This is a genomic window from Sorangium aterium, from assembly GCF_028368935.1.
Lineage (GTDB): Bacteria > Myxococcota_A > Polyangia > Polyangiales > Polyangiaceae > Sorangium > Sorangium atrum.
This window is the reverse complement of sequence record NZ_JAQNDK010000003.1, coordinates 1,118,356-1,144,386: the sequence shown is the minus strand read 5'-3', so window position 1 is coordinate 1,144,386 and position 26,031 is coordinate 1,118,356. Positions and strand designations below refer to the sequence as shown.

Annotated in this window: 16 protein-coding genes and 1 pseudogene; 7 read left to right on the top strand and 10 right to left on the bottom strand. The window is 69.1% G+C overall.

The features are described 5' to 3' along the window. Positions 1–129 precede the first annotated feature (129 nt). Positions 130–1,248, top strand: a complete 1,119-nt coding sequence (locus tag POL72_RS28540) for a hypothetical protein (protein ID WP_272099023.1) — start codon at positions 130–132, stop codon at positions 1,246–1,248. A gap of 21 nt (positions 1,249–1,269) precedes the next feature. Here the strand turns inward: POL72_RS28540 and POL72_RS28535 are convergent, their stop codons facing one another. Further along, positions 1,270–1,398, bottom strand: coding sequence for a hypothetical protein (locus tag POL72_RS28535; RefSeq protein ID WP_272099022.1), 129 nt, complete (start codon positions 1,396–1,398; stop codon positions 1,270–1,272). An 844-nt stretch (positions 1,399–2,242) separates the two neighbouring features. On the opposite strand from POL72_RS28535, the gene POL72_RS28530 reads away from it, so the two are divergent. From POL72_RS28530 to POL72_RS28520, 3 genes are all read left to right on the top strand, one after another. Next, positions 2,243–2,884, top strand: coding sequence for a hypothetical protein (locus POL72_RS28530; protein ID WP_272099021.1), 642 nt, complete (start codon positions 2,243–2,245; stop codon positions 2,882–2,884). A gap of 117 nt (positions 2,885–3,001) precedes the next feature. Continuing rightward, on the top strand, positions 3,002–3,643 hold the full coding sequence (locus tag POL72_RS28525) for a hypothetical protein (protein ID WP_272099019.1): 642 nt from the start codon (positions 3,002–3,004) through the stop codon (positions 3,641–3,643). Next, positions 3,640–4,443 (top strand): hypothetical protein, encoded by an 804-nt coding sequence (locus POL72_RS28520; RefSeq protein ID WP_272099017.1) that lies wholly within the window; start codon positions 3,640–3,642, stop codon positions 4,441–4,443. The genes POL72_RS28525 and POL72_RS28520 overlap by 4 nt, the downstream gene beginning before the upstream one ends. A gap of 230 nt (positions 4,444–4,673) precedes the next feature. Here POL72_RS28520 and POL72_RS28515 read toward each other — a convergent pair. The 6 genes and pseudogenes from POL72_RS28515 to POL72_RS28490 all read right to left on the bottom strand — a co-directional run bounded on the left by POL72_RS28515 (position 4,674) and on the right by POL72_RS28490 (position 17,793). Then, a pseudogene (locus POL72_RS28515) lies at positions 4,674–10,753 on the bottom strand (AAA family ATPase). 198 nt (positions 10,754–10,951) lie between these two features. After that, positions 10,952–13,111 (bottom strand): serine/threonine protein kinase, encoded by a 2,160-nt coding sequence (locus tag POL72_RS28510; RefSeq protein ID WP_272099015.1) that lies wholly within the window; start codon positions 13,109–13,111, stop codon positions 10,952–10,954. Between the two features lie 60 nt (positions 13,112–13,171). Continuing rightward, on the bottom strand, positions 13,172–14,332 hold the full coding sequence (locus POL72_RS28505; RefSeq protein WP_272099013.1) for a lipase family protein: 1,161 nt from the start codon (positions 14,330–14,332) through the stop codon (positions 13,172–13,174). Between the two features lie 340 nt (positions 14,333–14,672). Beyond that, positions 14,673–14,990: a Rieske (2Fe-2S) protein gene (locus POL72_RS28500; RefSeq protein WP_272099011.1), complete on the bottom strand. Its 318-nt coding sequence runs from the start codon at positions 14,988–14,990 to the stop codon at positions 14,673–14,675. 10 nt (positions 14,991–15,000) lie between these two features. After that, positions 15,001–17,445 (bottom strand): nitrite reductase large subunit NirB, encoded by a 2,445-nt coding sequence (gene nirB, locus POL72_RS28495; RefSeq protein ID WP_272099009.1) that lies wholly within the window; start codon positions 17,443–17,445, stop codon positions 15,001–15,003. 3 nt (positions 17,446–17,448) lie between these two features. Continuing rightward, the gene (locus POL72_RS28490) at positions 17,449–17,793 is read right to left on the bottom strand and encodes a molybdopterin oxidoreductase (protein ID WP_272099007.1); all 345 of its coding nucleotides are present in this window, start codon (positions 17,791–17,793) and stop codon (positions 17,449–17,451) included. A 162-nt stretch (positions 17,794–17,955) separates the two neighbouring features. On the opposite strand from POL72_RS28490, the gene POL72_RS28485 reads away from it, so the two are divergent. Further along, complete coding sequence (locus POL72_RS28485; RefSeq protein ID WP_272099006.1) at positions 17,956–19,524, top strand: GMC family oxidoreductase; 1,569 nt, start codon at positions 17,956–17,958, stop codon at positions 19,522–19,524. A 151-nt stretch (positions 19,525–19,675) separates the two neighbouring features. Here the strand turns inward: POL72_RS28485 and POL72_RS28480 are convergent, their stop codons facing one another. Next, entirely contained in the window at positions 19,676–19,810 is a 135-nt protein-coding gene (locus POL72_RS28480) for a hypothetical protein (protein WP_272099004.1), read from the bottom strand. A gap of 284 nt (positions 19,811–20,094) precedes the next feature. Between POL72_RS28480 and POL72_RS28475 the strand changes: the two genes are divergently transcribed. After that, entirely contained in the window at positions 20,095–20,721 is a 627-nt protein-coding gene (locus tag POL72_RS28475; RefSeq protein WP_272099002.1) for a TetR/AcrR family transcriptional regulator, read from the top strand. Positions 20,722–20,797: 76 nt separating this feature from the next. Beyond that, positions 20,798–21,829, top strand: coding sequence for a fatty acid desaturase (locus tag POL72_RS28470; protein ID WP_272099000.1), 1,032 nt, complete (start codon positions 20,798–20,800; stop codon positions 21,827–21,829). Here the strand turns inward: POL72_RS28470 and POL72_RS28465 are convergent. Both POL72_RS28465 and POL72_RS28460 read right to left on the bottom strand, forming a co-directional pair. Next, positions 21,826–22,161: a hypothetical protein gene (locus POL72_RS28465; protein ID WP_272098998.1), complete on the bottom strand. Its 336-nt coding sequence runs from the start codon at positions 22,159–22,161 to the stop codon at positions 21,826–21,828. The genes POL72_RS28470 and POL72_RS28465 overlap by 4 nt on opposite strands. A gap of 668 nt (positions 22,162–22,829) precedes the next feature. Beyond that, the gene (locus tag POL72_RS28460) at positions 22,830–25,646 is read right to left on the bottom strand and encodes a hypothetical protein (protein ID WP_272098997.1); all 2,817 of its coding nucleotides are present in this window, start codon (positions 25,644–25,646) and stop codon (positions 22,830–22,832) included. Positions 25,647–26,031 lie beyond the last annotated feature (385 nt).

Sequence of the window (26,031 nt, the reverse complement as noted above, 5' to 3'; positions counted from 1 at the left end):
TGGTGAGAGTACATGGCTGAATTCGAAATGGTGAGCTCGCTGGCGACTGCGGCCGTCACGGAAGATGGTCGTTGTCTGCGTGGAGCAGCATCGTGTAGCTTGCCCGGCATGCGGATCTGTCCCTTATTGATGGCAGGGCTTCTCCTGTTGCCGGGCTGCGCCGGAGATCCGACCGTCTACGGACCTTGTCAGCCCAGTGAATACGGCTCTCCAGCATGCCCATACCCCGAGGCGGGCACCGGGGATGCGGGCGATGGAGGGGATGGGGGCGGAGGGGGGGCCGGCGGCGGCGGGGCTGGCGGCGGTGACGAGACCGCCTGCGCCGGCGATTGCGTCCCGCCGGCGCCGCTCGGCTGGTTCGGCCCGGCGCTCCTCTGGTTCGGCGCGCGGGACCAGGTGCCGGACTGCCCCGCCGCCGCGCCGAACATCGGCTACGAGGGGTTCGCCGACCTGGCGCCCGCACCGCTCGCCTGCGCAGCCTGCCTGTGCGATCCGCCTGACGCGGCCACCGCCTCGTGTCAGCTCCCGCTGGGCTGGTCGGCGCACGCTTCTTCGGCGTGTCCCGGCGACCTCGGCGGCGTCACAACCCCCTTCGCGGCGCCCGACGGCTGGGACGGCGCCTGCACCGCCGCGAACGCGATCCCAGCCGGCCAGGACTGCGGCGGGAAGCCGTGCGTGCAGTCGGTCTCCATCGAGGCGCCGATCGTGACGGCTACCGGCGCGTGCACGCCCAGGGTGGACGAACCGCCGCCGCCGGCGCTCCTCGATCCGTGGCAGACCCGGGCGCTCGCCTGCGTGCCCGGCGCCTACACGGAGTGCATGGGCGACCGGAGCACCTGCATGCCCTCGCCGGAGCAGCCCGGAGTCCCGCCGCCCGGTGGCTACCTGACGTGCATCTTCCACGAGGGCGACGTGACGTGCGAGGAGCCCTACCTCGACCGGCACGTCTTCTACGGCGGCGCCGAGGACACGCGCGGCTGCTCCGAGTGCGGCTGCGGGGAGCCGGAGGGCGCGTCGTGCACCATCAAGGCCTCCGTCTACAGCGACGGCACGTGCGGGGAGGCGCTCGCGTCGATCGTCGTGAGCTCGACGACGCCGTTCTGCGGGGTCACGCCGCCCGGCGTCGCGCTCGGCAGCAAGTCGGCGGAGGTCGTGGCCGTGGACCCAGGCGGCTGCGCCCCGAGCGGCGGTGAGCCCACCGGCGAGTTGCTGCCGGCCGAACCGTCGACGTTCTGCTGCCAGGCATAGGCCCGCGAGAAGAACAGGCGATCATCGCCTCGCGCTCAGCAGCAGCTCCACCCGATCCGCGAGCCCTCCGCGCTCCTCGTCACGGAGGGCCGCGACCAGGGCGCCTGCGAGCGGCCCCGAGCCGACCATCGGCCCGACCGGCTCACGCACTCAGAACACCATGATCGACCCCGCGAGCGCGCCGCGTCCCTCGGCCCGAAGCCGCTACCTGGCCGCGTAGGCCCGGACGTCCGAGGGGCGGCTGCGCTCCAGGGAATGGGTCCGCTGCCAACGAGCGTTCGCGGCGTGGACCGCGCGAACCGATTGCCCCCCGTCGATCCCCTGAAAGCGAAGCGAGATTGTCCGCGACCGGCCGCGCGAGTCATCGCTTGCTCCGGACGTCCTGGACATCTCGCGCATGCCGCGCGGATCGCGACTCGCTCGCGACGTCTGGCCATGGCCATGTCCACGGATTCATCGAAGAACGACAGCCTTCCCTGTATCCTCCTGCCTCCCGTTATAGGCAAACGCGAGCCACCACCAGATGCCCTCGGAGCAAGAGCCTATGACCGCAGCACGTCGTCGTTCGAGGACAATCCGTCCCAGCCTCGCCCAGATCATTTCCGCGACGGTACTATCCCAGGCCGGATGCACGATCTTCGACGAAAAACCAGTACAAACGTGCATGGATCCATCCCCCGAGTGCCAAGCGCTGTGTGCATCAGAAGACCGACGCCCTCAGCTAATCAACTGCATGAGAACGACGCCGCTACAGAACCAATTCGTGAACACGGTAAACGCGAAGACGTGCAATCAATGGCGCGAAGAACTGCAGCCCAGCAGTGGTACCCCTCTGAACATCACCCCTCAAATGGTTGGAATAACGCCGACCAAGAAGGAACCCTGCTACTACTAGCCAACACCACCCTAGAGAGTCATTCAGTGACCCGTTCCCGCCATGTCAACTAACATTCAATAAGCGATTGCAATCGCCACGCTCCGCGAAATTGGACACATGGAAACATCGCCGAAGCCGAAAACATGGATTGCATTGGGATCCATCTCAGTCGTCGCCTTGATAGCATACAATCTGGGAAGAATGTCGGTGGCGAACGACAATCGGCTTCAATCGCACCAGGACGCCGGCAGCGAGGGCGATCCCGATCTTCGGTCAGCCGTGAGCGCCACCCAGAAAAGGTTGGCCAGCTGCGAGAAGACCCTCCAGCGTCGTGATCCACATCTTCAGAAGAGAGAGAAAGAGCCCTACGCCAACGAAGACAACCCCACACCTCCACCTGAGCCAAAGCTTCCGAAGCAATGCATCATCGCAATGCAAGCAAAGGAGCAGAATATGGCGGCCGCGAATTGCAGGGACTTCAGAACACATTTTGATGCATACAAGGCAATCTTGGGCAGCAATTCGATTGGCTGCGAATCCGTATTGAGCATTCGAGACCTTGCCCGGATGCAATACCAGATTTGCATTCTCATTATAAATGTCAACGAGGAAATTAGCGAGCAATATGCGACAAACGGCCCCATCGCCATCGACGCGGTGGAGGATGCCTATGCAACCAAGAGCAAGCACGGCGATGTCGACGGCATTGATGCGCTTGTGAAAAACCCAGAGTGCATAGCCCGCATGCAGACCAGATGACTCGACCATACTTCACGCGGCCGTCCATCTCGCGGGAGCCATCGACCCGCTGTTAGAACGGGCCAGGGCCGCCGTTCTCGCGCACGCACCAGGACTTCAACCCGCAACGTTCGACACATGGGAACATCACCGAAGCCGACAACATGGATTGGATTTGGGACCATCGCGGTCGCGACCCTGGCGGCGGCATTCCATCTGGGAAGAATCTCGGCCGAGAGCGACAAAAAGACTCAAGCACGCCAGGACGCTGCGAGCAAGAACGAACCCTATCTTCAGGCGACCCTGAGCGTCGCACGGAAGCGGTTGGCCAGCTGCGAAAAGTCGCTCCAGCGTCGCGATCCACAACTTCAGAAGAGAGAGAAGGCGCCTCGTGCCAACGAAGATGAATCCACTCCATCACCCGAACAAGAGCCTTCGGAGCAATGCGTCATCAGGTCGCTGGTGAAAGAATTGCATACGATGGCAACAAACTGCAGGAACTTCAGGTGGCAATTCAACGCGTACGAGGAAATACTGGGCAGCAACACGATCGACTGCGAGACCATCTTGAGCATTCGAGATTTGGCCCAGGCGCAACACTCGAACTGTATCGCCGTTGCAAGATCCTTCGAGGATGCGTCGCAGCCGGATATCACGAACAACATTCTCGGTCTCGATGCGATGGAAAGTGCCTATATGTTCAGGAGCGACTTCGGAGACGTCGATGTCGACGGGTTGGTGAAGAATCCTGAGTGTATAGCCCGCATGCAGACCGAATGAATCGTGCCAACTTCGCACCGCCGTTCATCTCGCGGGCGCCATCGACCCGCTGTTCGAGCACGCCATGGCAGCTATTCATGCGCGCGCTATCAGGGCTTGTAGTGTTCTCCGTTACTGCTCTGACATCAGCGCAAGAGCAACGGCCCCCAGAGAAGTTCTACTGGGACGGCCTCTACTTCAGCGGCATTGTTCAGACAAAGCTCCCCCATCTTGCGAGACTCGGATCCACATATGACGGCGGAACGGCTCCGGGGGCTGTCCATACAGTCATGGTGAGCTTCGGACAGACCGCGAGCCCCACCCAGGAGCTCAACATCGGATACTTCATCGGCGTTGGAGTGGGCAAGGAGAACATGTCGACGATAGAAGACAAGAAGCTGGGGATCCACGCCACGTACGAGGCCGGACCGTTCCGGGCGAGCGCGGCCACGAGCTTTCAACTCTACCAAGTGATCGGAGCCGTTCTTCCCATGTTCACCACGACCTTGAGGCCGCAAGCGACCCTTGTCCGGACCACGCACGTCGATCTGTTCCTCGGCGGAGATGTCTATTCCCGTAACCTGAACGCCCAGCTCGGCTTCACGTGCGGATTACGGTTCAGGGACATAAGAATCTTCGATCGAAGCATGGATGGGCTCCTGTCTATCACGGAAATGAACGCTTGGACCAGCGTTCCACCGCATGGAACCCTCTGGGTGGCCTACGTCGAGTCGCGCCTCGGGATCGTCGTCGATCTGGAGCCCGACGAGGGAGACAAGGGAGAAGAGCGCGACCGGATCCGTGAGTATGGGCAGCTCTGATCGGTCGCGCCAGGAACGCCGCTCGCCTTGTCGCTCTCGCTCAGGCCGGTCGCGGCGCGGGGCTCAGGGCGCCTCGCCCTCTCTCTCCCCCATCGCGTCCTTCGCGATCGCCTCCGGCTCCTCCTCCAGCGCCTCCTCGACGGCTTGCGCGGTGGTGACCGCCAGCGCCTCCGAATCGCGGCTGCGAGCTGCGTGCCCGGAGCGCGCGGGGCTTCGGCGAACCGCGCGCCCTATTCTGCGACGGATCCGGCCGGCACGGCGCTCTCCGGTGGGCTCACCGGGAGCTCCACCACGAACGTCGCGCCCGCGCCCGGCTTGCTCTCCACCCGGATGGAGCCGCCGTGCGACGCCACGATCGCGCGTGCGACGTAGAGCCCGAGGCCGAGGCCGCCGAAGTTGCGCACCGACACCGCGCGCTCGAAGCGCTCGAAGATCCTGCCCTGATCGGCCTCCGCGATCCCGATCCCCTCATCCGGACGACGAGCAGCGCGCGATCGGCCTGCCGCCGCACGCCGATAAGGATAGGCCTGCCTGCGCCGTACTTCATCGCGTTCGACAGGAGGTTGACGACGACCTGCTCCAGGCGATCCGGATCCCAGTACCCGACCACGGGCGCCCCCAGATCCAGCTGCGTCGGGCAGCGGGACGCCGCGAGCTGCTGGCGCATCCGGTCGACGACCTCGCCCGCCAGCGCCGCCAGATCGACCGGCGCCCGCGCGAGCGAAAGCCGCCCGGCGTGCAGCCTCGTGACGTCGAGCAATTCGTCCACAAGTCGCCCGAGCCGCGACGTCTGGCGGCCGAGGATCTGGAGCATCGCCTCGATCCGCGCCGCGGGGACGTCCGCGAGCGAGCGGCGGCGCAGCAGCCGCTCGATGCTCTGCGCCTGCATCTGCAGCGAGGTCAGCGGGGTCTTGAGCTCGTGAGAGGCGACGACGAGGAACTCGTCCCGCCGCTGGATCGCCTCCTGAGCCTCGGTGTACAGGCGCGCATTGTCGAGCACGAGCGCCGCGCGGCGCCCCAGCTCCTCGGCCAGCCGCAGGTCGGCGGCGCCACAACGGCGCTCGGCCGCGGTCGCCAGCAGGGTCATGACGCCGAAGTACCGGTCGCGCGCGAGCAGCGGAACCCTCAGGAACGCGTGGACGCCGAGCCGCTCCCAGAGCGGCCTGAGCCGCGGGTCGAGCGAATGCACCTGCTGGACCAGCGGCGTGGCGCGACCCTCTTCCCCGTCGACTCCGGCCGGCGACGCTCCTGCCAGAGCGCGCAGCGCGTCCTTCAGCGCTTCCAGCTGCTCGCCGGGCACCCCTGCGACGGCCGTCGGGCCCGGCGCCCTGTCCTCGGAGAGCACCTCGACGACGCACCGATCCGAGAGCTCGGGCACCGGGAGCTGCGCCACGCTCTCGAAGGTCGCGCTGTAACCCAGCGTCATCAGCTTGCGGCTCGCCTCGGCCAGGAACCGCTCGGCCTGCTCGGCCCGCTTGCGCTCGGTGATGTCGGTGGAGATGCCGCAGAGCACGCCGGGCATGACCCCCTCATCGAGTGGGAATTTGATCGACAGGAACGTGTGCAGCCCGTCCTCCAGCGGCACAGTCTCCTCCCACTCCATCGGCGCACCGGTCTCGAGCACCTTCCGCTCGTGCTCGCGGACCGTCTCGGCGAAGGGAGCAGGGAAGAGGTCCGCATCGGTCCTCCCAAGGAGCTGCTCGCTGGGCACGCCCAGGAGGGCGCCTACCTGCCGGTTGGCGAGCAGGAATCGGCCCTCGTGATCCTTGACGTAGACGCTCGCCGCCGAGTTGTCGACGATGGCCTGGAGCATCTTCTGATTGGCCTTGAGCGCCTGTTCCGCCCGCCGCCGCTCGGCGTTCTCCTGCTCCACCTCGGCATAGAGCATCGCGTTCTCCAGCGAGATCGCCGACTGCGAGGCGAGCAGCTCGACGACGCTGAGCCGCCCAGGGGTGAACGCCCCGGTGGCGAGGTTGTTTTCCAGGTAGAGCAGGCCGATGAGCCGTGCCTGGCGCACGATCGGGAGGCACAGCACCGATCTCGGGCGCTTGCGCCGGAAATACTCGTCCTCCATGAAGGGGTGCCGGGCGGCGGCGTCGTCGAGCAGCACGAGCTCGTGGCTCCGGCGAACATAGTTGAGGACGGACTGCGGCAGCACAGCCGAAGGCGCCTCCCCCACATGGAGCTGCCGTACCGCGCCTCCCGGCGTCTCGATCGCCGCGATCCACAGCTGCTCATCCCGGACCAGGAGGACACAGCCCTCCTCGGCGCCCGCGTGCTCGACCACGATGCGCAGCAGCATCTCGAGCAGCCGCGAGAGCTTGAGCTCGCCAGAGATGCTCTGCGCGGCCTTCACCACCGACAGGACGTCGAACTGCTCGGCCCGTACGGCGAAGGTGACGGTGGGGGCGATCGGCTTGCGCTCGACGAGGTGAGGGTAGCGCTGATCGAGCTGCTCCACCTTGGCGCGGGCGCCCCAGCGGAAATAGCCGGCGCGGGCGCTCCGCAGGTAGCTGTCGGCGGGCGTCGAGAGGCCGCGCGCGCGGTAGAACTCCGCGGCAAGCTCGCAGGCGATGGCCTCATGCTGGACGAAGCCGCCCTCGCGCGCCGCCGCGATGGCCTGCTCGTAAAGCCGGCTGGCCTCCGGCTCGCGCCCCAGGATCCGGGCGATCTCGGCGCGGACCAAGGCGTGTTTGTGGAGAAAGTTGTCGGGGCCGCTCCTGGCCCACGCGCCGAGCTGCCGCTCGCACTCGAGGAGCCCCTCGGGGAGCACCCACAGCGGGGATGGCTGCGCCTCGTGCGCGCCGTCAGAGAGGGCCGCGAGCGCGAGCGCGCGATAATAGAAGCTCTCGGCGATGAGCGCGTGCGGCCGGACCCCGGGGGGGTGCTCGGCAATCGCGCGGGTCGCCGCCGCGAGCGCCTCTCGGGGAGAGCCGAGCACGAAGAGCGCCTGCGCCTTCAAGCCGTAATAGAAGTCGCGAGCGGCCTCCAGATGCCCAGCCTCCTCCAGCTGCGCCTCGAAGCCCGGCGGATCCAGCTCGGACCCGTCCCGCATCAAGGAGCGGACCGGCCTCCCGCGCAGCGTCTGGATCATGGCGTGGCCGCCGAGGAGGGCGTTGTGCGGGAACGCGTAACCGACCCTGCGCACGAAGCCGAGGCGCTCTTTGACCTCGTGGAGCACGTCCTCCAGCGGCTCGCCAGAGAGCAGCGGGAACAGCGCGGCCCAGATGCAGATGAGGCACGCGTTGTTCAGATTACCGGACTCGACCGCGGCGCTGAAGCCGTCGCGCGTGTATGGATACGTCTCTCTGTAGTGGCGTGTCCAGAAGACGACATAGTGTCCGAAGAGGATGACCACCAAGGATTTCGTGGTGAGGAGGCCGCTCCGGTCCGCCAGGTCGTGGCCGAGCCGGCCGAACAGGTAAGCCTCCTGATATCGCCCGAACCTCGAGCTGATCACCATCGCGAAGGCGGCGTACGCGAAAGCGGAGTGCTCGGTGTTGCCGTGGCGCAGGCAGAGCTTGACCATGCGCATGACGACGAGGTTGTACAGGTTCGGGTCCACGAAGAACGCAGGGAGGGACACGCTCTGCAGCACGCCCATCGTGATCTTGATCTCCGGGTGCGTCATGGGGGGCAGATGGATCAGGTCCTCGATGGCCCGATCGCCCAGGGCCTGCCAGACGCGCTCGGTCTCCTTCTCGATCTGTGCGTCGGTGGGGTGGAGCGGCAGATCAACGTCGCACGCGCGGAGGCACGAGAGCCCGATCTCCACCGCGCGGCAGTATTGCCCGCGGGTGACATTCAGCGCGGAGACGAGCTCGACGACGGCGGCCGTCTCGTGCCGGGTCCTCGCGCGATCCATGAGCTCTTCCAGGCGCCGCTCGGCTTCCTCGAAGCTGCCGGTGATGTACGCGATGTGCGCGCGCTCGAAGGTCAGGCCGTAGGTCAGCTCGTGACCTGTCTCCCACGAGGCCGGCGCGAGCAGGGAAAGGCCAGCCGCGAAGAGCGCGGCGGCGGATTGGAAGGCCGCGGCCGCCTTGGCCTTCCTGCCGGCGCGGAGGTTCAGCGCGGCGACCTCATCCCGCTCCGCCTGGGAACGCAGAAGCGCGGCGCCGCGGTTGAGGTGGCCGACGACGTCGAAGAGCGCGTCGTCGCGCTCCTCGGCGCGTTGTGCCGAGAGGAGCAGCTGCCCGATCCGGAGGTGCATCTCGGCGAGCTGTCCCGCCGGGATGAGCGAGTAGGCGGCTTGCTGCACCCGGTCATGGAGGAATCGATAGGCGCCGTCCCGGCGGAGGAGCAGCCCCTCCCGCACGGCCTCCTCGAGCGCGTCGCGGAGCTCCGCCGCCGGACGGCCCGCGATCACCGCGAGCGTGTCGAGCTCCAGGCTGCTGCCGAGGCACGCGGCGAGCATGAGCGCGTCCCGCGTCGGGCCGGAGAGCCGCTTCAGCTTGCCCGCCATCAGCTCGACGACGTTGTCGGTGAACTCCTTGTCCCGGATCGCGGCGATGTCCCACCGCCACCTGCCCTCCTCCGCGTCGAAGGTGATGAGCCTCTCCTGATGCAGGGCGATCAGGAACTGGAGCACGAAGAACGGGTTGCCGCCGGTCTTCTCGTAGACAAGCCGCGAGAGCGGCTCGGCCTGCTCTGCAGGCGTGTGCGGCGCGTGCGTCGCGTGGACCGCCTCGGCGACGAGCGCCCCGACATGGGTGGCCGAGAGCGGCTCGAGGACGAGCTCGGAGACAGCGGCGCCGCGCTTCCGCGCCTCGGCCAGCGTGAGCCGCAGCGGGTGCGCGGGGCCGACCTCGTTGTCGCGGTACGCGCCGATCAGCAGGAGGTGCTCGGACCCGGCGTAGGTGGCGAGCTGATCGAGCAACTGGAGGCTTCCCGCGTCGGCCCACTGCAGATCGTCGACGAAGAGCGCCACGGGGTGGTCCTTCCGGGCGCACGCCGAGACGAAGCGCTGGAGCGTCGCGTGCAGCCGGCTCTGGGCCTCGGCGGGCGGCAGCTCGGGCACGGGCGGCTGAGGCCCGAGGAGCAGCGTGAGCTCGGGGAGCACGTCGGCGAGCAACCTGCCGCTCTCGCCGAGGGCCTCCCGGAAACGCTGTCTCCAGCGCTCGACCTGCTCCTCGCTCGCGCAGAGGATCTCCTGAAAGAGCGCCCGGAACGCCTGATGGAAAGCGCTGTAGGGGACGTCCCTCGCGGCTTGCTCGAACTTGCCGGACAGGAAGAAGCCGCGCTCCCTCACCACCGGCCGGTGCAGCTCGGCGACGAGCGACGATTTGCCGATGCCCGAGTAGCCCGACACGAGCACGAGCTCTGGCCGGCCGCTCGCGACCACGCGCTCGAACACGGCGAGCAGCGCCTCCACCTCGCGCTCACGCCCGTACAGCCGCTGCGGGACCTGGAACCGGTCAGAGAGATCGCGCCCCCCGAGCGCGAAGGGCGGAATGGAGCCGCTCGCCCGCCATGTGGCGAAGCACTCGTCGAGGTCGTGCCGCAGGCCCGCCGCGCTCTGATAACGCTCCTCGGCGGCCTTGGAGAGCAGCTTGAGCACCACCGCGGAGAGCTGCGGGGGAATCGAGGGGACGACCGCGTGCGGCGGCTGCGGCGCCTGGGCAATGTGGCAATAGACCCACGCGACGGGATCGCCGGCCTGGAACGGCAGAGCGCCCGTCAGCATCTCGTAGAAGACGACGCCCAGGGAGTAGAGATCGGTCCGCTGGTCGATCCAGCGGTTCATTCGGCCCGTCTGTTCCGGGGCCATGTAGGCCAGGGTCCCCTCGATGAGCCCGACGTGCTCGAGGTGCTGGAGCTCGCGGGGTATCCGGGACGCAATCCCCAGGTCGGTGATCTTCACCTCGCCGGTGGCGGGGTTGAGGAGCACGTTCTGAGGCTTGATGTCCTTGTGGACGACGTCGTGCCGATGCAGCCCGGCGAGCGCCTCGACAACGCGGATGGCGAGGGGGAAGAAGCGCTCGAGCGGCGTCGGCCCGTTCTGGAGCCGATCGAGCGACACGCCGCCGAAATCCTCCAGGACCAGCGCCGGCTGATCGCCGAGCATCTCGAGCGCATAGGGCTTGACGATGGCCGTGGTGTCGAGCGCCCGAGCGATCTCGTATTCGTGGCGAAGCCGCTCGGGGGCGCGAGGGCTCGCGTGATCGCGCCGGAGGACCTTGAGCACCACGGGATGGCCGTCGTCCTCGCGTACACCCCGGTAGAGAAGGGTGTCTGAGCCCTCGTAGAGGGTCTCGATGATGGCGTAACGGGACGAAGACCCGTGATCGGACGAGACGGGATTGGTGCCCACGGGAGCCCTGATGCGGGTGATGTGCGACACATGCTGCCATGGTCGGCGCGGGTCGCCAGCGCTTTGAGCGGGCGACGCGACGGCCCTCATCCGTCCTCCGCGAACTCCAGCGCGCCGCGCCCCACACCGGGGCCGCCCTGTCGATGACATCGTGGCAGGACCTCTGCCCCGCACGCTGGATCGGGGAATGTCCGCTCGTCAGCGGCGCACCAGCGCCTCGCTCCCCGCCAGCGTGCCGCCCAGGGTCCCCCATCGCCCCGCGAGCTGCCGGCCCGCGATCGCATAGCTGACCACCCCGACCTGCTGGCTCGGCGACCAGCCCACGACGAGCTGATCGCCCGAGCGGATGCCTACCCCCTTCAGCGCGCCGGTGCTCAGCGCCCACGTGACGGCGTACGTCTCGCCCGTGGGCACGATGACGACCGTGCCCTTGCGAGCGCCGTCGACGATCCGGTAGCTGCCGACCAGCCCTTCAGGGCCCTCCAGCTCCTCGGTCGTCACCTGGCCTGGCCGGTCCGTGGCGATCCACTGCCCGTGGAGGCGGCCGCCGTCGATGCGGTAGGCGGCCGCGCCGTAGGGCCCGCCGCTCGCCCATCCCACGGCGAGCGTCTGCCCCTGCACGAACGCGATCCCCTCGTAGCCCGCGCCCTTCGTGATGATCCAGGCGATGCGGTACGTGTCGCCGCTCCGGGAGAGGAGGACGTTGCCCGTGTAGCTGCCCTGCCCTCCCGGGTTGCGCGACGACACGATGTCGTAGGTGCCGGCCAGATCGACGTCGCTGCTCGCCGCGGCGCTCGACGGCCTGGCCGGCGGCGTCGGCGCCCCACCCGTGGGCGCATCGCCCCCGCCGTACAGCGGCGCTGTCGGCGCGCCGTCGGCGCGGTCCGCCGCGCGGAGCCGCTGGAAGGCCACGAAGCCGCCGACCAGGAGCGCGGCAACGGCGACCAGCCCGCCCCCGGCGATCGCAAGCAGCAGGCCCCAGGGCGCCCTGCGCGGAGGCAACGCCGGCACCGGGACGAGCGTGCCGCCGGTCATGCCGCCGACGTCGGTGCGGGAGACCCCCGGCTGGGTCGGCGCGGTGATCGGCCCGGAATGGCCGGAATAGACCGGGGGTGTGGGCATGGAGGGCACGGCCTGCAGCGGCGCGGACCTGTGGGCGGCCGCGGCGAGCACGGGATCGAGCGCCGCCATGGCCTGCGCCGCGTCGGCGAAGCGAGCGCGGACGTCGCGGGCGAGGCACCGGGCGAACCAAGCGTCGAAGCCGGGGGGGATCAGGTGCGCGCAGCCGAGCTGCGCGGCGCGGGCGGACGGCGGATCCAGCGGGCCGAACAGCACCTCGCGCATGAGCGACATGACCGAGGCGCCGGGCCCACGGCTCGGCTCCATCCAGTAGACGCGCGCGGTGAGCAGGTAGAACGCGAGCAGCCCGAGCGCCCAGACGTCCGACGCCGGGACGACCTGCGCAGCGAGCTCGGTCTGCTCGGGCGCCATCCAGAGCGGCGTCCCGACCGACGCGGTGACCGACGTCGTCGCCCGCGCCTCGGCCACGATCTTCGCGACGCCGAAGTCGAGCACCTTCACCTTGAAGCGGACGTTCTGCTGCCGCGGCCGCGCGATGAAGATGTTCTCGGGCTTGAGATCGCGGTGGACGACGCCCGCGCGGTGCGCCGCGCCGAGCGCGTGGCACAGCTGCCCCATCAGCTCGCGCACCTCGTCGGGCGGCAGCGCGCCGCGCTGCGCCATCACGGCCGAAAGGTCGGCCCCGTCGAGCAGCTCCATCGCCAGCCAGGGCGTCTGCGTCGCGGGCTCGACCCCCGCGGCGACGACCTCGACGACGTGATCGCTGTCGATCCGCGCCCCTACCCTCGCCTCCTGCTCGAAGCGCTCGCGGAAGCGCGGGTCCTGCGCGAGCTGCGCGTGCATCAGCTTCACCGCGCGCGGCTTGCCCGTCGAGAGCTGCTCGGCGACGAACACGGCGCCCATGCCCCCCTGGCTCAGGGGGCGAACGATGCGGAAATCGCCCCCGAGGACGGTGCCGGGGGCGAGCGGTGCGGCTGTCGTGGGGTCGACCATGACGAACGGGAACCCTCCAGGCAACGTCGCGTGACGCGCGACGCGCTCCGGTAGCGTACCCAAAGACGCGCGATCGAGGGGCTCCGCCTCGTCTTCGTGGTGCCATAGCGTGCGGAGCGGCAACGCGAGCCCCGGCTTGCTCCCCGGCTCCTCGTTCCCGCCGGCGAGCTCGCGGAAGACGGCGGACACCGACCTGAGCCTGCGCTCGCGGATCGCCTGGACGAGCTCGGGCTTGCTCAGCGGAACGCCGGGCACGTAGTCGCTCGCCGCGGGGTAGTCCTCCACTTCGGTCCATTGAAGAGGGTGTTCAATGGCGGATGAGGAAGAATGCGCGATCTTTCCCGCTCACCCGATCATCGGGACAGCGGCGCCCACGACGAAATCCGCCCATGACATGTACAGGTAGTTAAGCGGCTTGTGATCGGCCAAGGAGTAAGGCAGGGGCAACCGCTGAAGTGACGGGACGCCGATCAGCTGTTCCTGAAGGAGGCCGAAGAGACCAAGAACAGCCGCCCCCGTACCCGTGCACACCGGGGTCACGGCCCCGCTGCGGGGCACCCACCCTCGATGGCTCGATGCGAACTCCTTGCCGAAATGCACGAACCTCCCCATCGTGAGCGGGGGCAGGCGCGGAATCACGTCCACACCATAGATGTGGCGGTAGAGTTTGTGGCCGAATTTTGGCTGGTACCTCTCGGCCGTGCGCTTGTCGCCGACCATCGGTTGCCCGTAGGTGTAAATGCCGCGCAGCTTTTCGCTGAGGGGCCACCGAAGCGTCGCCGCCATCAAGACGGCGAGCGCGCCGCCTAGGCTGTGACCGGTGATGTAGAGCGCTTCCAGCTTGTTCGGGGCGTTCTCCGGGGGCAGCGGCGGGAGATGACCCGCGACGCCCGGTTCCTCTTCTCTCTCGGTGCCCGGTCGGTTCATCTCGCCACGCCACGATGCCTCCGTCACACAATCCTGGAATTTGGCATTTTCCCGGACCGCGCCGGCGCAGATGGAATAGCCCTTCAAGGCGTATTTGAGCATGCGATAGATTGAGGGCATCATCACCGAAGCGATTTGAAGGAAGCCGCCATGGATACGCCCTGCGAAGGTCTCGACGAACGAGCTCGTCGTGTACATGACCGAGGCGATGCTAGCGTCCCCGAACCAATTGCTGATGTTCGTCATCCTCGTCCCCCGGATGGAGAGGACCGCCAGCCGCTTGTCCGCGGTCTGGATGAGGTAGGCGTTCGTATCTACGAACATCTCCGGGATAGCGTTGGCGATGCCGACGATCTCGGCCCCGCCGCCCAAGCCGGTTTCAACCATCGTCTCGGCGAACGTGTAGATGTCCGAGTATGCATACACCGACGCGACGGCGAGGAGGCCGGCGATGAGGTCGTCGTGCGCCCCCTCTGGCTTGTTCACCATGTAATCGATGTTTTCGCTGACCGGACGCGCGAAGGCGATGCTCGCGCTGGAACGCACATCTTTGCGGACACGAACCGCCTCGATCCTCATTCCCTGCTCCTAGAACCCAGCTCAAAAACCCGCAAGGCGGGTCCACCTGTTCCAATTCTTACTTTGTGGGATCAAAGTTGATTCCGGCCACACGCGGCTTTCCATGAATACCGAATTCAGGCAGAGGGGGCGCCATGGGTCATGACGCCTCCCTGGCTCAGGGGGCGGACGATGCGGAGATCGCCCCCGAGGACGGTGCCGGGGGCGAGCGGTGCGGCTGTCGTGGGGTCGACCATGACGAACGGGAACCCTCCAGGCAACGTCGCGTGACGCGCGACGCGCTCCGGTAGCGTACCCAAAGACGCGCTATCGCAGAGCCCCCCGGCGGGGAAGGTGGCGCTCAGCCCACGCCGCCCTCGATCCGCACCAGGATCTGGTTCGTCGCGCTCAGGCGGACGGGATAGGTCTTGAGCCCCTCCCCGCCGCTCAGGGCCTCTCCCGTCTCCAGGTTGAACTTCTGGGCGTGCAGCGGGCAGATGAGCGTGCAGCCGCCGAGCAGCCCGTCGACCAGCGGGCCGCCGCGGTGCGGACAGCTCGCCTGCGTGGCGAACACGCGGCCTTCGCGCGTCACGAACACCGCGATGCGCTCCGATCCGACCTCGAACGCGCGCCCCTCGCCCGGCGGGATCGCCGACAGGGGTCCAATCGTGATCTCCATGTCGCACCCCTCATTGCACGATCGGCAGCACCGATCGGAACTGGTTCGGCGTCGCCGGGGCGTACGCCTCTCTCCACGGATCGCGGTACGCCTCAACCGTCTTCCGCATCTCCTCGTCGAGGCGCGCCGCGATGCCCTCGCTGTCGTCCACGACCACGGCGCGGATCTTCTGGATGCCGACGCGCTCCACGAAGCCGTACGTCCGCTCCAGGTACCTGGCGTTCTCGCGGTAATACTGGATGAAGCGGCCCATGAGCCGGAGCACGTCCTCGTGCGCGTCGACCGTGCACAGCACGTCGCCCTTGCGCACGTGGGCGCCGGCCGCGCCGCCCACGTAGATCTCCCACTTGCCGCCCTCCACCGCGACGGCCCCGACGTCCTTCACCATCGCCTCGGAGCAGTTGCGTGGACAGCCCGCCGTCGCGAGCTTCAGCTTGGCCGGCGTGTCCATGCCCTGGAAGCGGTCCTCGATCTTCACGGCGAGCGCGATGCTGTCGCCGAGCCCGTACCGGCAGAAATCGCTCCCCACGCAGCTCTTGCACGTGCGGTACGACTTTCCGTAAGCGAACCCCGAGGGCATCTCGAGGTCGCGCCACACCGCCGGCAGGTCCTCCTTCTTCACGCCGAGCAGGTCGATGCGCTGGCCGCCGGTGAGCTTCACGAGCGGCACGCGGTACTTGTCGACGACGTCCGCGATCCGCCGCAGCTGCGCGGCCGACGTGATGCCCCCGGCGATCTGCGGGATCACGCTGAAGGTGCCGTCCTTCTGGATGTTGGCGTGAACTCGGTCGTTGATGAAGCGGGCGTCGCGCTCGTCGTCGTATTCGTGGTGCCATAACGTGCGGAGCAGCGACGCGAGCCCCGGCTTGCTCCCCGGGTCCTCGTTCCCGCCGGCGAGCTCGCGGAACACGGCGGACACCGACCGTAGCCTCCTCTCGCGGATCGCCTGGACCAGCTCGGGCTTGCTCAGCGGAACGCCAGGCACGTAGTAGCTGGCCGCGGGGTCCTGCTCCGCCGCGCCCCCGCACGCCCACGCCACGACCTCCGAGACGAGCTGCTTGCAGGCGCCGCAGCCCATGCCAGCCCGCGTCGCGTCCATGACGGTCCGGAGCGTCCGCTTGCCGGAGCGCACACACGCGACGAGGCCCTCCTTGGTGACGCCGTTGCAGTTGCAGACCTGCATCCCCTGCGGCATCTCCTCGATCGTCGCCTGCGGCGAGGGCGCGCCGATATCGAACAGCAGCGACAGCCGCTCTTCCGGGAGCGGCGTGCTCTTGTCGAACGCCTGCATCAGGTACGCGGCCTTGCTGACGTCGCCGAGGAGGATGCCGCCGAGCAGCCTGCCGTCGCGGATGATGAGCTTCTTGTACGTGCCCTTCTTCGGCTCGAGGAACTGCACGATCTCGTCGCGATCGTCGGCGGGCTCGGTGATGCCCATCGAGGCGAGCTGGATGCCCATGACCTTCAGCTTCGTGGAGACCTTCGAGCCGGCGTAGGAGGCCTTCTCGTTGCGCTTCGTGATGTGGTCGGCCAGCACCTTGCCCTGCTCCCAGAGCGGCGCCACGAGCCCGTAGACCTGCCCCCGGTGCTGCGCGCACTCGCCGACGGCGTAGACCCTCGGGTCGTCGGGCGAGCGCATGTGGTTGTCCACCACGATCCCGCGCTCGACGGTCAGGCCGGCGCGCAGGGCGATCTCCACGTTCGGCCGGATGCCCGCGGAGATCACCACGAGATCGCAGGCGAGCGTCTCGTCGTCGGCGAAGCGGAGCCCCGTCACGCGGTCGTCTCCGAGCACCTCCTTCGTGCTCTTGTTGAGGTGCACCGTCACGCCGAGCTGCTCCAGCGTGGTCCTCAGGATGCCGCCCGCCGTGGCGTCGAGCTGCTGCCCCATCAGGTGACCGCTGATGTGGACGACGTGGACGTCGAGGCCGAAGTTCTGCAGCCCGCGCGCGGCCTCGAGCCCGAGGAGCCCGCCGCCGATGACCGCGGCGCTCCGCTTGCCCCGCGCGTACTGGGCGATCTTGTGGCAGTCGTCCAGGCTGCGGAACACGAACACACCGGGCTTCTCCCTGCCGCCCTCCAGCCGCACCCCCTGGATCGGCGGGATGTACGGAGAGCTGCCCGTCGCGATGATCAGGTTGTCATAGGGCGCGACGACCCCGTGATCGCCGGTCACCTGGCGCGAGTGCCGGTGGATGGCCCGCGCGCGCACGCCCGCGTGGAGCTGGACGCCGTTCTCCCGGTACCAGGCCAGGGGATTCAGGAAGATCTCGCTCGGGTCCTGGGAGCCGTTCAGCACCTCCGAGAGCAGGATGCGGTTGTAATTGCCATAGGGCTCGTCGCCGAAGATGGTGATCTCGAACTGATCGGCGCCGCCCCGCGCGAGGATCTCCTCGACCGTGCGGACGCCGGCCATCCCGTTGCCTATCAACACGAGCTTTCGCTTCTTCTGCATGGCTCAGATCTCCGCCAGGCCGATGTCGATCGTCGCGAGCCCGCGCGCGCCTTCGGGCGCGCCCACGCACAGCTCGATCACGCTCTCCGGGTGGATGTCCTCCACGATCACGAGGGGCACGTGGATCGCCCCCTTGGCGCCGATCGGGAAATAGCGCATCGGGTGCCCGTCGCGCTTGAGGAGCAGGTAGATGAGCTCGGACGTGGAGTTGCCCGCGCGCAGGTAGATGAGCTGAGCGCGCTTGTCCCGCGGGACGGTGTACCCGACCGCAGGACGAAGGGGCACCGGCTGCTCCAGGCCCTGCCCCTCGAACGAGTAGACACCCTGTATGAACCTCGGTGTTTCCAATGTGGCCTCCCGGGCGGATCATCGGACCATCGGACGGGGGCGCGCCGTACGCCGCCCGGCGCGCGCCGCGGCGCTCTGGCGCCGCACCACCGTCATACAGCGAGGACAGTTTCGAGGGTTCGTTGCCCGGCGGCGCGATCCCGTGTAGGTCGAGTTTCCAAGGTGTTTCGATCGTCACTGTCCTCTTCGCCCCGCCCGGCCGGCGCCGCCGAGCTCGTCGTCGTCGGGGCCGGCTCGGCGGGCGCCGTGATCGCGGCGCGCGTCACGGAGCGCGCGGATCGCGAGGTCCTGCTGCTCGAGGCTGGCCCGGACTACCCGGACCCGGAGGGCCTGCCCGCCGATCTGCGGGACGGCACCCGCAACTCGTGGCTCGCGCACGACTGGGGCTATCGCCACCGGCCGACGCCCGGGCAGATCATGTTCCTCTTCCCGCGCGGCAAGGTGGTCGGCGGCTCGTCGGCCGTGAACACGTGCATCGCGGTCCGCGGCCAGCCTTACGACTACGACGAGTGGGCGGCGCTCGGCCTTCCCGAGTGGGGCTTCGACGCCTGCCTGCCCTATTTCAAGCGCCTCGAGGACGATCTCGACTTCGGCGAGCCCTGGCACGGCAAGGGCGGCCCGGTGCCGATCCGCCGCGCCCGGCGCGAGGAGCTCGTGCCGTGGCAGGCGGCGTTCGTCGACGGGTGCAGGGCGCTCGGCCACCCCGAGTGCGCGGACACCAACGATCCGCGCGCGCCCGGCGGCGTCGGGCCGCACGCGATGAACAAGATCGACGGACAGCGCATGAGCGCGGCGCGCTGCTACCTGACCGCCGAGGTGCGCCGGCGCGAGAACCTTCGGCTCCGGCCGCGCACGACGGTGCGGCGGGTGCTCGTGCGGAACCGCCGCGTCGAGGGGGTCGAGATCGAGACCGACGGGCGCGTCGAGGTCGTCGCGACGCGGAAGGTGGTGCTGAGCGCCGGCGCGATCGCGACGCCGGGGATCCTCCTGCGCAGCGGGATCGGGCCGCGGGCCGAGCTCGCGCGCCTCGGGGTCGCGCTCGTGTCCGACGTGCCCGCCGTGGGGGCGCGGCTGCTCGATCATCCGGGGGCCGCCATCGGCCTGTGGCCGCGCCGCCGCGGCCTGATCGACGTCCTTCGCCAGCCGCTCGTCCAGACGATGCTCCGCTACACGTCGCGCGGCAGCCAGTACCCGAACGACGTGATGCTCCAGCCGGGCTCGTTCTTCCCGCTGCACCCGCGCCTCACGATACCGGCGTTCGCGATCGCGTGCTGCATCGGCAAGCCGCGCGGCGTCGGCCGCATCGAGCACCTGAGCGCCGATCCGCACGCGCGGCCCCGCATCGTCTCGAACCTGCTCGTCGACCGCGACGACCTGTCGCGCGCGGTCGACGCGCTGGAGCTCGCGTACGAGATCGCCCGCACCGCGCCGATGCGCGAGCTCGGCTGGTTCGTCTGGCCGATGGAGCGCACGCTGAGGCGGCGCGAGGCGCTGGAGCGGTGGATCTACAGGAGCTGCGGCTCGGGCTACCACCCGTGCGGGACGGCCCCGATGGGGCCCGAGGGGGACGTCTCGGCGGCGGTCGACGGGCGCGGGCGGGTCCGCGGCGTCGAGGGCCTCGTCGTCGCGGACGCGAGCATCATGCCGACCATCCCGAGCGTGAACACGAACCTGACAGCGCTGATGATCGGCGAGCGGTTCGGCGAGTGGCTCCGCGACGGCGCGGTGTAGCCACCGCCCGGCTACGAGAGCCCCCTCGCCGGCCGCGACCACCCAAAAGGCGCCTGCGGCGGCAGGACGGGGTCGCCTGCCTCATCGAAGTACGACTGTAGTACCAGAGCTGAGCGCGGAAGCGGGCCGCCCGTCCGGCCGGGTCAAGGTGTCACTGGATCGCCTCCAGCGCGTGCAACTCGTGCTCGGGGCTCACCTCGGCGGGTTCGCCCGTCAGCTCGATCTCCGCCCAGTGCACCTTGCCTGTAAAGCGGTTGTCCCCGCTACCTGCGAAGTCGGGGCACAACGGCGGTATACAGCTCGGTGATACAGCCCATGCCGACGGAGTGGGGGTTGCGGCCAGTCAGCAAGGCGGCGCGCGTCGGGCTGCTTATCTTGCCGTTCGTGGACAGCCCGCTGCCGTCTCTGGACAGGTGAGTGGTCACGAGGCCCCTGGCGACAGGGAATCTCGCTCCTCGCCCAATTGCGTTCGCGAGAATCGCCCATGGCCGGCGGCCGCCCCGCTTGCGCCTGCGAGCGTTGGCACGTCGGCCTCACGCGGCCAGCGGCGGCCGTGCGAGGATGTGCGGCGTGAGCACGTCGCCGCAGAAGCCGCGCAAGGATCCGCGCCAGGAGCGCTCGCGCAGCACGGTCGACGCCATCCTCGAGGCCGCCGGTCAGCTGATCGAGCGCGAAGAGGAGGCGAAGCAGGGCCGTGTATCGACCACGCACATCGCCGAGCGCGCCGGCGTCAGCGTGGGCTCGCTGTATCAGTACTTCCCCAACCGCGAGGCGCTGGTCGCGGCGCTCTTGCGCCGCTTCGTGCAAAAACGCTTCGCCGAGATCCGCCGGGTGCTCGACGAGGTCGAGCCGCTCCCGCTGGAGGCGGCGTTGCACCGGCTGGCCGGCCGGCTGATCGAGCTCGAGCTGGCCCACGCGCGCGTGATGAGGGCGCTCATGAAGTGGTTCGTGCGGGTGGGCGACTTCGATCTGATCGCCGACGCCGATCGCGAGGCCGAGGCCGCGCTGGCCGAGCTCCTGGTGCGCATCCGGCCCAAGACCCGCGCGGTGGATCCGCAGCTCGGCGGCTTCTTCCTGTTCCACGCAATGCGAAACACCTTGGGCATGGCGGCCTTCCGCGAGGGCGACATGCTGCGCGCGCCGGCCGCGCAGGCCGAGCTCACCCGGCTTTTGTACGGCTATTTACGGCCCGACTGACGGCCGCCGGCGCGCGCGGGCGCGGCGCCGGGAATGCGAATGGGCGGCGCCGGTCGCGCTGCCTAGATCGAGGCGCATGCGTTCCTTCGAATGGGTCACGCGCGCCGAGCCGCACCGCGCCCGCCGGCGCCGCATCCTGCGCGAGCACCCCGAGATCCGCGCGCTGTTCGGCTACGACCGGCGCACCATCGCGGTCACGCTGGCGGTGGTGCTCGCGCAGTTCGCCGTCGCCTGGTCGCTCGGCGTGTTCGCCGCGCCCTGGTGGGTGGTCACGCTGGCGGCGGCGACGCTCGGCGCGGTGCTCTCGCACTGGTGCGCGATGGCCATCCACGAGGCGGCGCACGATCTGGCCGCGCGCCGCGCGCGCTCGAACAAGCTGCTGGCGCTGTTCGCCAACCTGCCGATGGTGCTGCCGGCGGCGATGAGCTTCCGCCGTTACCACCTCGCGCACCACGCGCTGCTCGGCGTGGCCGGCGAGGACACCGATCTGCCGCGCTCGCTCGAGGTGCGGCTGATCGGCACCGGCCGCGTGCGCAAGTTCCTGTGGCTGTTCTTCTACTTCGTGGCCTACCTGGGCCGCGCCGCGCGCTTCGCCAAGCCGCCGAGCCGCGACGAGTGGATCAACCTGGCCATCCAGCTGCCCGCCGCGTGGCTCTCGTGGCGCCTGCTCGGCGCGCCCGGCTTCGCCTACTTGCTGCTGTCGACCTTGATCGGCCACAGCCTGCACCCGGTGGCCGCCCACTTCGTGCACGAGCACTACGTGTACGCGCCCGACCAGGAGACCTACAGCTACTACGGGCCGCTCAACCACGTGACGTTCAACGTGGGTTACCACGTCGAGCACCACGACTTCATGAACGTGCCCGGCTGGCGCCTGCCCGCGCTGCACCGCATCGCCAAGCGCCACTACGACACGCTGGTCTCGCACCGCTCGTGGACGTGGGTGCTGTGGCACTTCATCATGGACCCAGCCCTGGGCCCGCATTCCCGCATCGTGCGCTCCCGCGCCGTCCATGATGGCGCCGTGAGGCGGTCGATCCAGGTTGGCGCCAGCGACGGCCAGGTATCGACCGGCTTTTCTGGCAGGAGCGCTGACCCGCGGAATTAGCAGATCATCCCCTGGCCGCGCATCTCGGCGAGATCCTCGTCGCTCGGCCGGCGGTGCCGCCCGACGAGCAGATCGCCGAGCCAGAGGAGGTTGTAATTGCAGTGCATGTACCGCTGATGCACGTAGTGGTGCCGCGAGATAAAGCGCACGTAGCTCGTGCCGAGCAGCCACCGCATCGGCCGGGACGCGCGGGCCATGGCCTCGGCCCGCGGCATGTGCATGTACGGGTGGAGGACGAGCGACGACAGCGGGTAGATCACGAGCGGTAGCAGGGCGCCGACGACCACCGCCGCCGGGAGGAAGAGCGCGTACAGCGCGAAGAACGGCAGCACGGGGCGACGAACGCGAGGATCCCCAGGCCGGCCAGCGAGACGCCGTATTGCTCGCGGATCATCCGCCGGTCGCCCTGGGTCTCGATGATCCAGCGATCCAGCCGCTCCTGCTCCTCGCGGCTCTCGAACTGCCGCACGCGACTCTCACGGTAGGTCTTGCTGTGTACTGCGACCACGGGGAGCGGCTCGTGGTTAGATCCTGGCGGTCTGAGGAAGTGCGGTGAGCGTGTCGCGTCGACGAGGATCCGGTCGCTGTTTCCAGTCCTCCCGGAGCATGGGGCCGTAGCCCAAAGGAAGTGTCACCGCAGCTCTCGGTCAGAGGTGTTACCAGGGCGCCGCTCGTGCATCCTGCGCCGCCCCGCCGCCCTCCTGCGCGGCCGTGTCGCCCCTCCTGCGCCGCCCCGCCCCCCTCCCGCGCGCCACTTTTTGTATCCTGTGCCACAATCGCGCGGCTCCTGCGCGGCCGTGTCGCCCCCCCTGCGCAGCCCACCGCCCCTCCTGCGCGGCCGTGTCGCCCCTCCTGCGAAGCCCACCGCCCCTCCTGCGAAGCCCACCGCCCCTCCTACGCGCCCCTTTCTGTGTCCTATGCAACACAGGCTTTGAGGTGAGAGAGTACTCAGAATCCTTCAAAAGAAAAATGAACTCATCCAGAAGAGCAGGACACGCACTCAACCCACTCTACGAGGGCGTCTTCGGCGCTGGAGGAACAAGCCGGCAAGCACCAGAAGGAATGCCGGCGTCGTGAAGGAGGACGCGGCCGCCATCTGGCACCCGCCTCCTGATGAGCCGCCACCACCGGAGCCGCTGCTGCTCGCGCCAGCGCCGCTACCCGAGCTGCTGCTTGCCGAGCTACTGCTTACCGCGCTGCTGCTACCCGAGGTAGCGCCGCTACTCGAGCTGCTGCTTGCCGCGCTGCTGCTACCCGAGGTAGCGCCGCCACCTGAGCCGCTGCCGCCCGCACCAGTGCCGCCACCCGCACCGCCGCCGCCCGCACCAGCGCCGCCCTCGCCGCCCGCACGAGCGCCGCCCTCGCCGCCTGCACCAGCGCCGCCCTCGCCGCCTGCACCAGCGCCGCCGCCGCTGCCGGAGCTGTCGAGCAGGCGCACCCGCGCGCGCCCGGCGCTGAACGGTGCCTCCGGAAGGAAACGCGTATAAGCAAGGAGGGTCTTGCTGTCGCCCGCGGACGCGAGCACGGCCGGCCCCTCGACGCCTGGCTCCGTGGAGAGCGGGAAGCTCGACAGGACAGCGCCTTCCGAGCTCAGCTCGGCGCCAAAGAGATCCAGGGAGCCGTCGTCGCCTGGAACAGAGCGAGACTTCCAGGCCAGGACGAAGCGCTTTCCGTCGAACGCGAGCGCCGGGCAGCCGGGGCCCGCCGCGGACCACTCGCAGTTGGGCCAGGAAGCAGCGCCGATGTCGACAGGCGCAATGGGAAAACCGTCGGGATCCAGGATAGAGCCGTCGGGGCTCACGCGCGCGCCATGGAGCCACGCGCCCTGCTCCCACACCACCAGGAAGCCGCCGCCGTCGAAGCCGACGCTCAGCCCTCGCATGGCGCTCTCAGGGCTGGAGCTGCTATCGGGGTTGACGGCAACGATGAACGGCGCGGCGTCGATGGGCGCGGCTCCGCCATCGAGGCGCTGACCCCACAGCGTCGAACCGTCGTGCCACACGACGAGATAGCCCGACCCGCCGGCGACGGCGTCGACCCAAACGCGGTTGAACGAGGGGAAGCTGAGCGGCTCGGGCTGCAGGGTGACCGCGCCCGCCTGATCCACCAGCACCGCTCTCAGGAAGCCGGTGCCAAGCGATTCGTCAGGCGCGACAACGAGCGTGCCCTCGCCATTCGAGGCCGCGGCCATGCCGTAGGGGATCCCCTCGAAGTAGAGGGGGAGATCGAACGGCCTCGCGTCGAGGACGACCCCGCTCGGGCTCACGCGCGCCGCGCGGAGGGCGCTGGCGTCGGGGGACCACCACACAGCGAGGAAGCTCGATCCGTCGAAGACCGCGCGCGCGATGCCGCCCGGCTCATTCGCGATCGGAATGCCGGTGGGGTCGAGCACGGCGCCCGTCGGCGTGACGCGCGCGGCGATGAGCCCGGGGTTGCCGCTCAGCTCGTCCCGATCGTCGCTCCAGAGCACGAGCAAATTCTCGCCGTCGGACGCGGCCGCGCGCACCCGCTGCTCGTCTGCGTGCCTGGAGATCGGGAATCCGGCCGGACCGTCGAGGCTCGCTCCCAGAGCGCTCAGCCGCGCGCCTGCCACGTGCGTTGTCCCCGCGCCGAGGTTCACCCAGGCGGCGAGCACGCCCGCCTCGCTCGAGGCCAAGGCGATGTTCAGACCGGTGCTCAACGCCGGTGCCGGAGGCGTGATCACGCCCCCCGCAGGGCTCACTCGGGCGGTCTCCGTCGGGAAGTCTGGGTCGTCCGTCGGGAAGGTGTCCCAGGCGAGCACGGTGGCGGCGCCATCGAACGCCGCGGCGAGCCGGTTGGTCGAGACGTACGGCGGCAGCGTCGCGACCGTGAGCCCACCCGGGTCGAGCACCGCGCCCGCCGGCGTCACCCGCGCGGCCTCGATCTGCGACAGCGAGCCATCGTCCCAGCGATGCCAGGCGACCGCGTAGTTGGTGCCGTCAAAGGCAAGCGCCGCGGAGGGCAACCAGGAGTTATTGTTGAAAGGGTACGTGGGGCTGATCGCGAACCCCGCGGCGTCGAGCAGCGCGCCCTCGGGGCTGACGCGCGCGCCGCGCACCCGAGCCAGCCCCTCTCCTGGGCATTCGACCCAGGCGAGCAAGGAGCTCGCGCCGCCCGAGGCGAGATGGACATGGCCCCAGACCGTGGTTGACAGCGCGATCGTCCCCGGTGGGTCGAGCGCGACGCCCGCCGTCGAGACCCGCGTCGCCTCGATCACGCCGTCGCACATCCCCGCGCCGCTGCGGCGCACCCACGCGACCAGGTGGCTCGTGCCGTCAAAGGCGATCGCTGGGCCGCCGAAGATCCTCGGCGACGAGGGCGAGAGCGCGAAGCCGCCCGGGTCGAGCACGGCGCCCGCAGCGCTGACGCGCGCGCCGCGCACCTGGGCGCCGCTGCCGTCCTCCGCCGCGCCCACGCCGACGACGAGGAAACCGTCCCCCTGGGCGGCGACAGCGGGGTATCCGGCCGCCAGGAGGGGAATGCCCAAGGGGTCCAGGACGGTGCCGTCGAGCGCGACACGGGCGCCGTAGATCCGAGATCGCCTGTCGCGGTCGTCACGCCAGGCCACGAGGCAGACGTCGTCTCCGCACGCCACGGCGGGCTCGTTCCCCGGGCTCTTGCTCAGGATCGGATCGATCAACCCGCTCTCCGACGAGATGGGCGGCTGGAGCCCTCCCGGAGAGGGGCCGTCGAGGGCGCCTCTCGGGACCTCGAGATCCAGGTCGCCGGTCACGTCGCCAGACGGCGTGCATCCACCCTGGAACCCGAAGAGGGTCACGAGGGAGATGGCGAGCACATGATGGTATGTTGTGGGAGAACGATTGAGCTGAACAGGGAGCTGGCAATGGAGTCTCTGCATGAAGTGAGCGTCGCATCAAGGCGAGCGATTTTCTAGCGACCGCTCCAGGGCGAACTCCTTGCGGGCCAGCTTGACGGCCTCCGCCGCCGGCCCCTGGCCCGCCCCTCGGCGACCGCCCCACCTGGTGGGCGCCTCGCTGAGCCGTCAGCCTCCGCGCTCTTGCCGACCTCCACGATCCGCGCCGCCAGCCGCTCGGCGGCCGGGGTCAGATCGACGCCGCGGCGGGTGATGAGCCGGCAGCACACGGTCCCCAGCGCGGGCATCGGGCGCAGGATCACGCCGCGTGACGAAGCGCCATCCCTGCGGCAACCTCCGGCGCTCC

Excerpts from the sequence above, each read along its gene's own strand:
- POL72_RS28540 (WP_272099023.1), top strand. The coding sequence starts at position 130 with ATGGCAGGGCTTCTCCTGTTGCCGGGCTGCGCCGGAGATCCGACCGTC.
- POL72_RS28530 (WP_272099021.1), top strand. The coding sequence starts at position 2,243 with ATGGAAACATCGCCGAAGCCGAAAACATGGATTGCATTGGGATCCATC.
- POL72_RS28525 (WP_272099019.1), top strand. The coding sequence starts at position 3,002 with ATGGGAACATCACCGAAGCCGACAACATGGATTGGATTTGGGACCATC.
- POL72_RS28520 (WP_272099017.1), top strand. The coding sequence starts at position 3,640 with ATGAATCGTGCCAACTTCGCACCGCCGTTCATCTCGCGGGCGCCATCG.
- POL72_RS28505 (WP_272099013.1), bottom strand. The coding sequence starts at position 14,332 with ATGAGGATCGAGGCGGTTCGTGTCCGCAAAGATGTGCGTTCCAGCGCG.
- POL72_RS28500 (WP_272099011.1), bottom strand. The coding sequence starts at position 14,990 with ATGGAGATCACGATTGGACCCCTGTCGGCGATCCCGCCGGGCGAGGGG.
- nirB (WP_272099009.1), bottom strand. The coding sequence starts at position 17,445 with ATGCAGAAGAAGCGAAAGCTCGTGTTGATAGGCAACGGGATGGCCGGC.
- POL72_RS28470 (WP_272099000.1), top strand. The coding sequence starts at position 20,798 with ATGCGTTCCTTCGAATGGGTCACGCGCGCCGAGCCGCACCGCGCCCGC.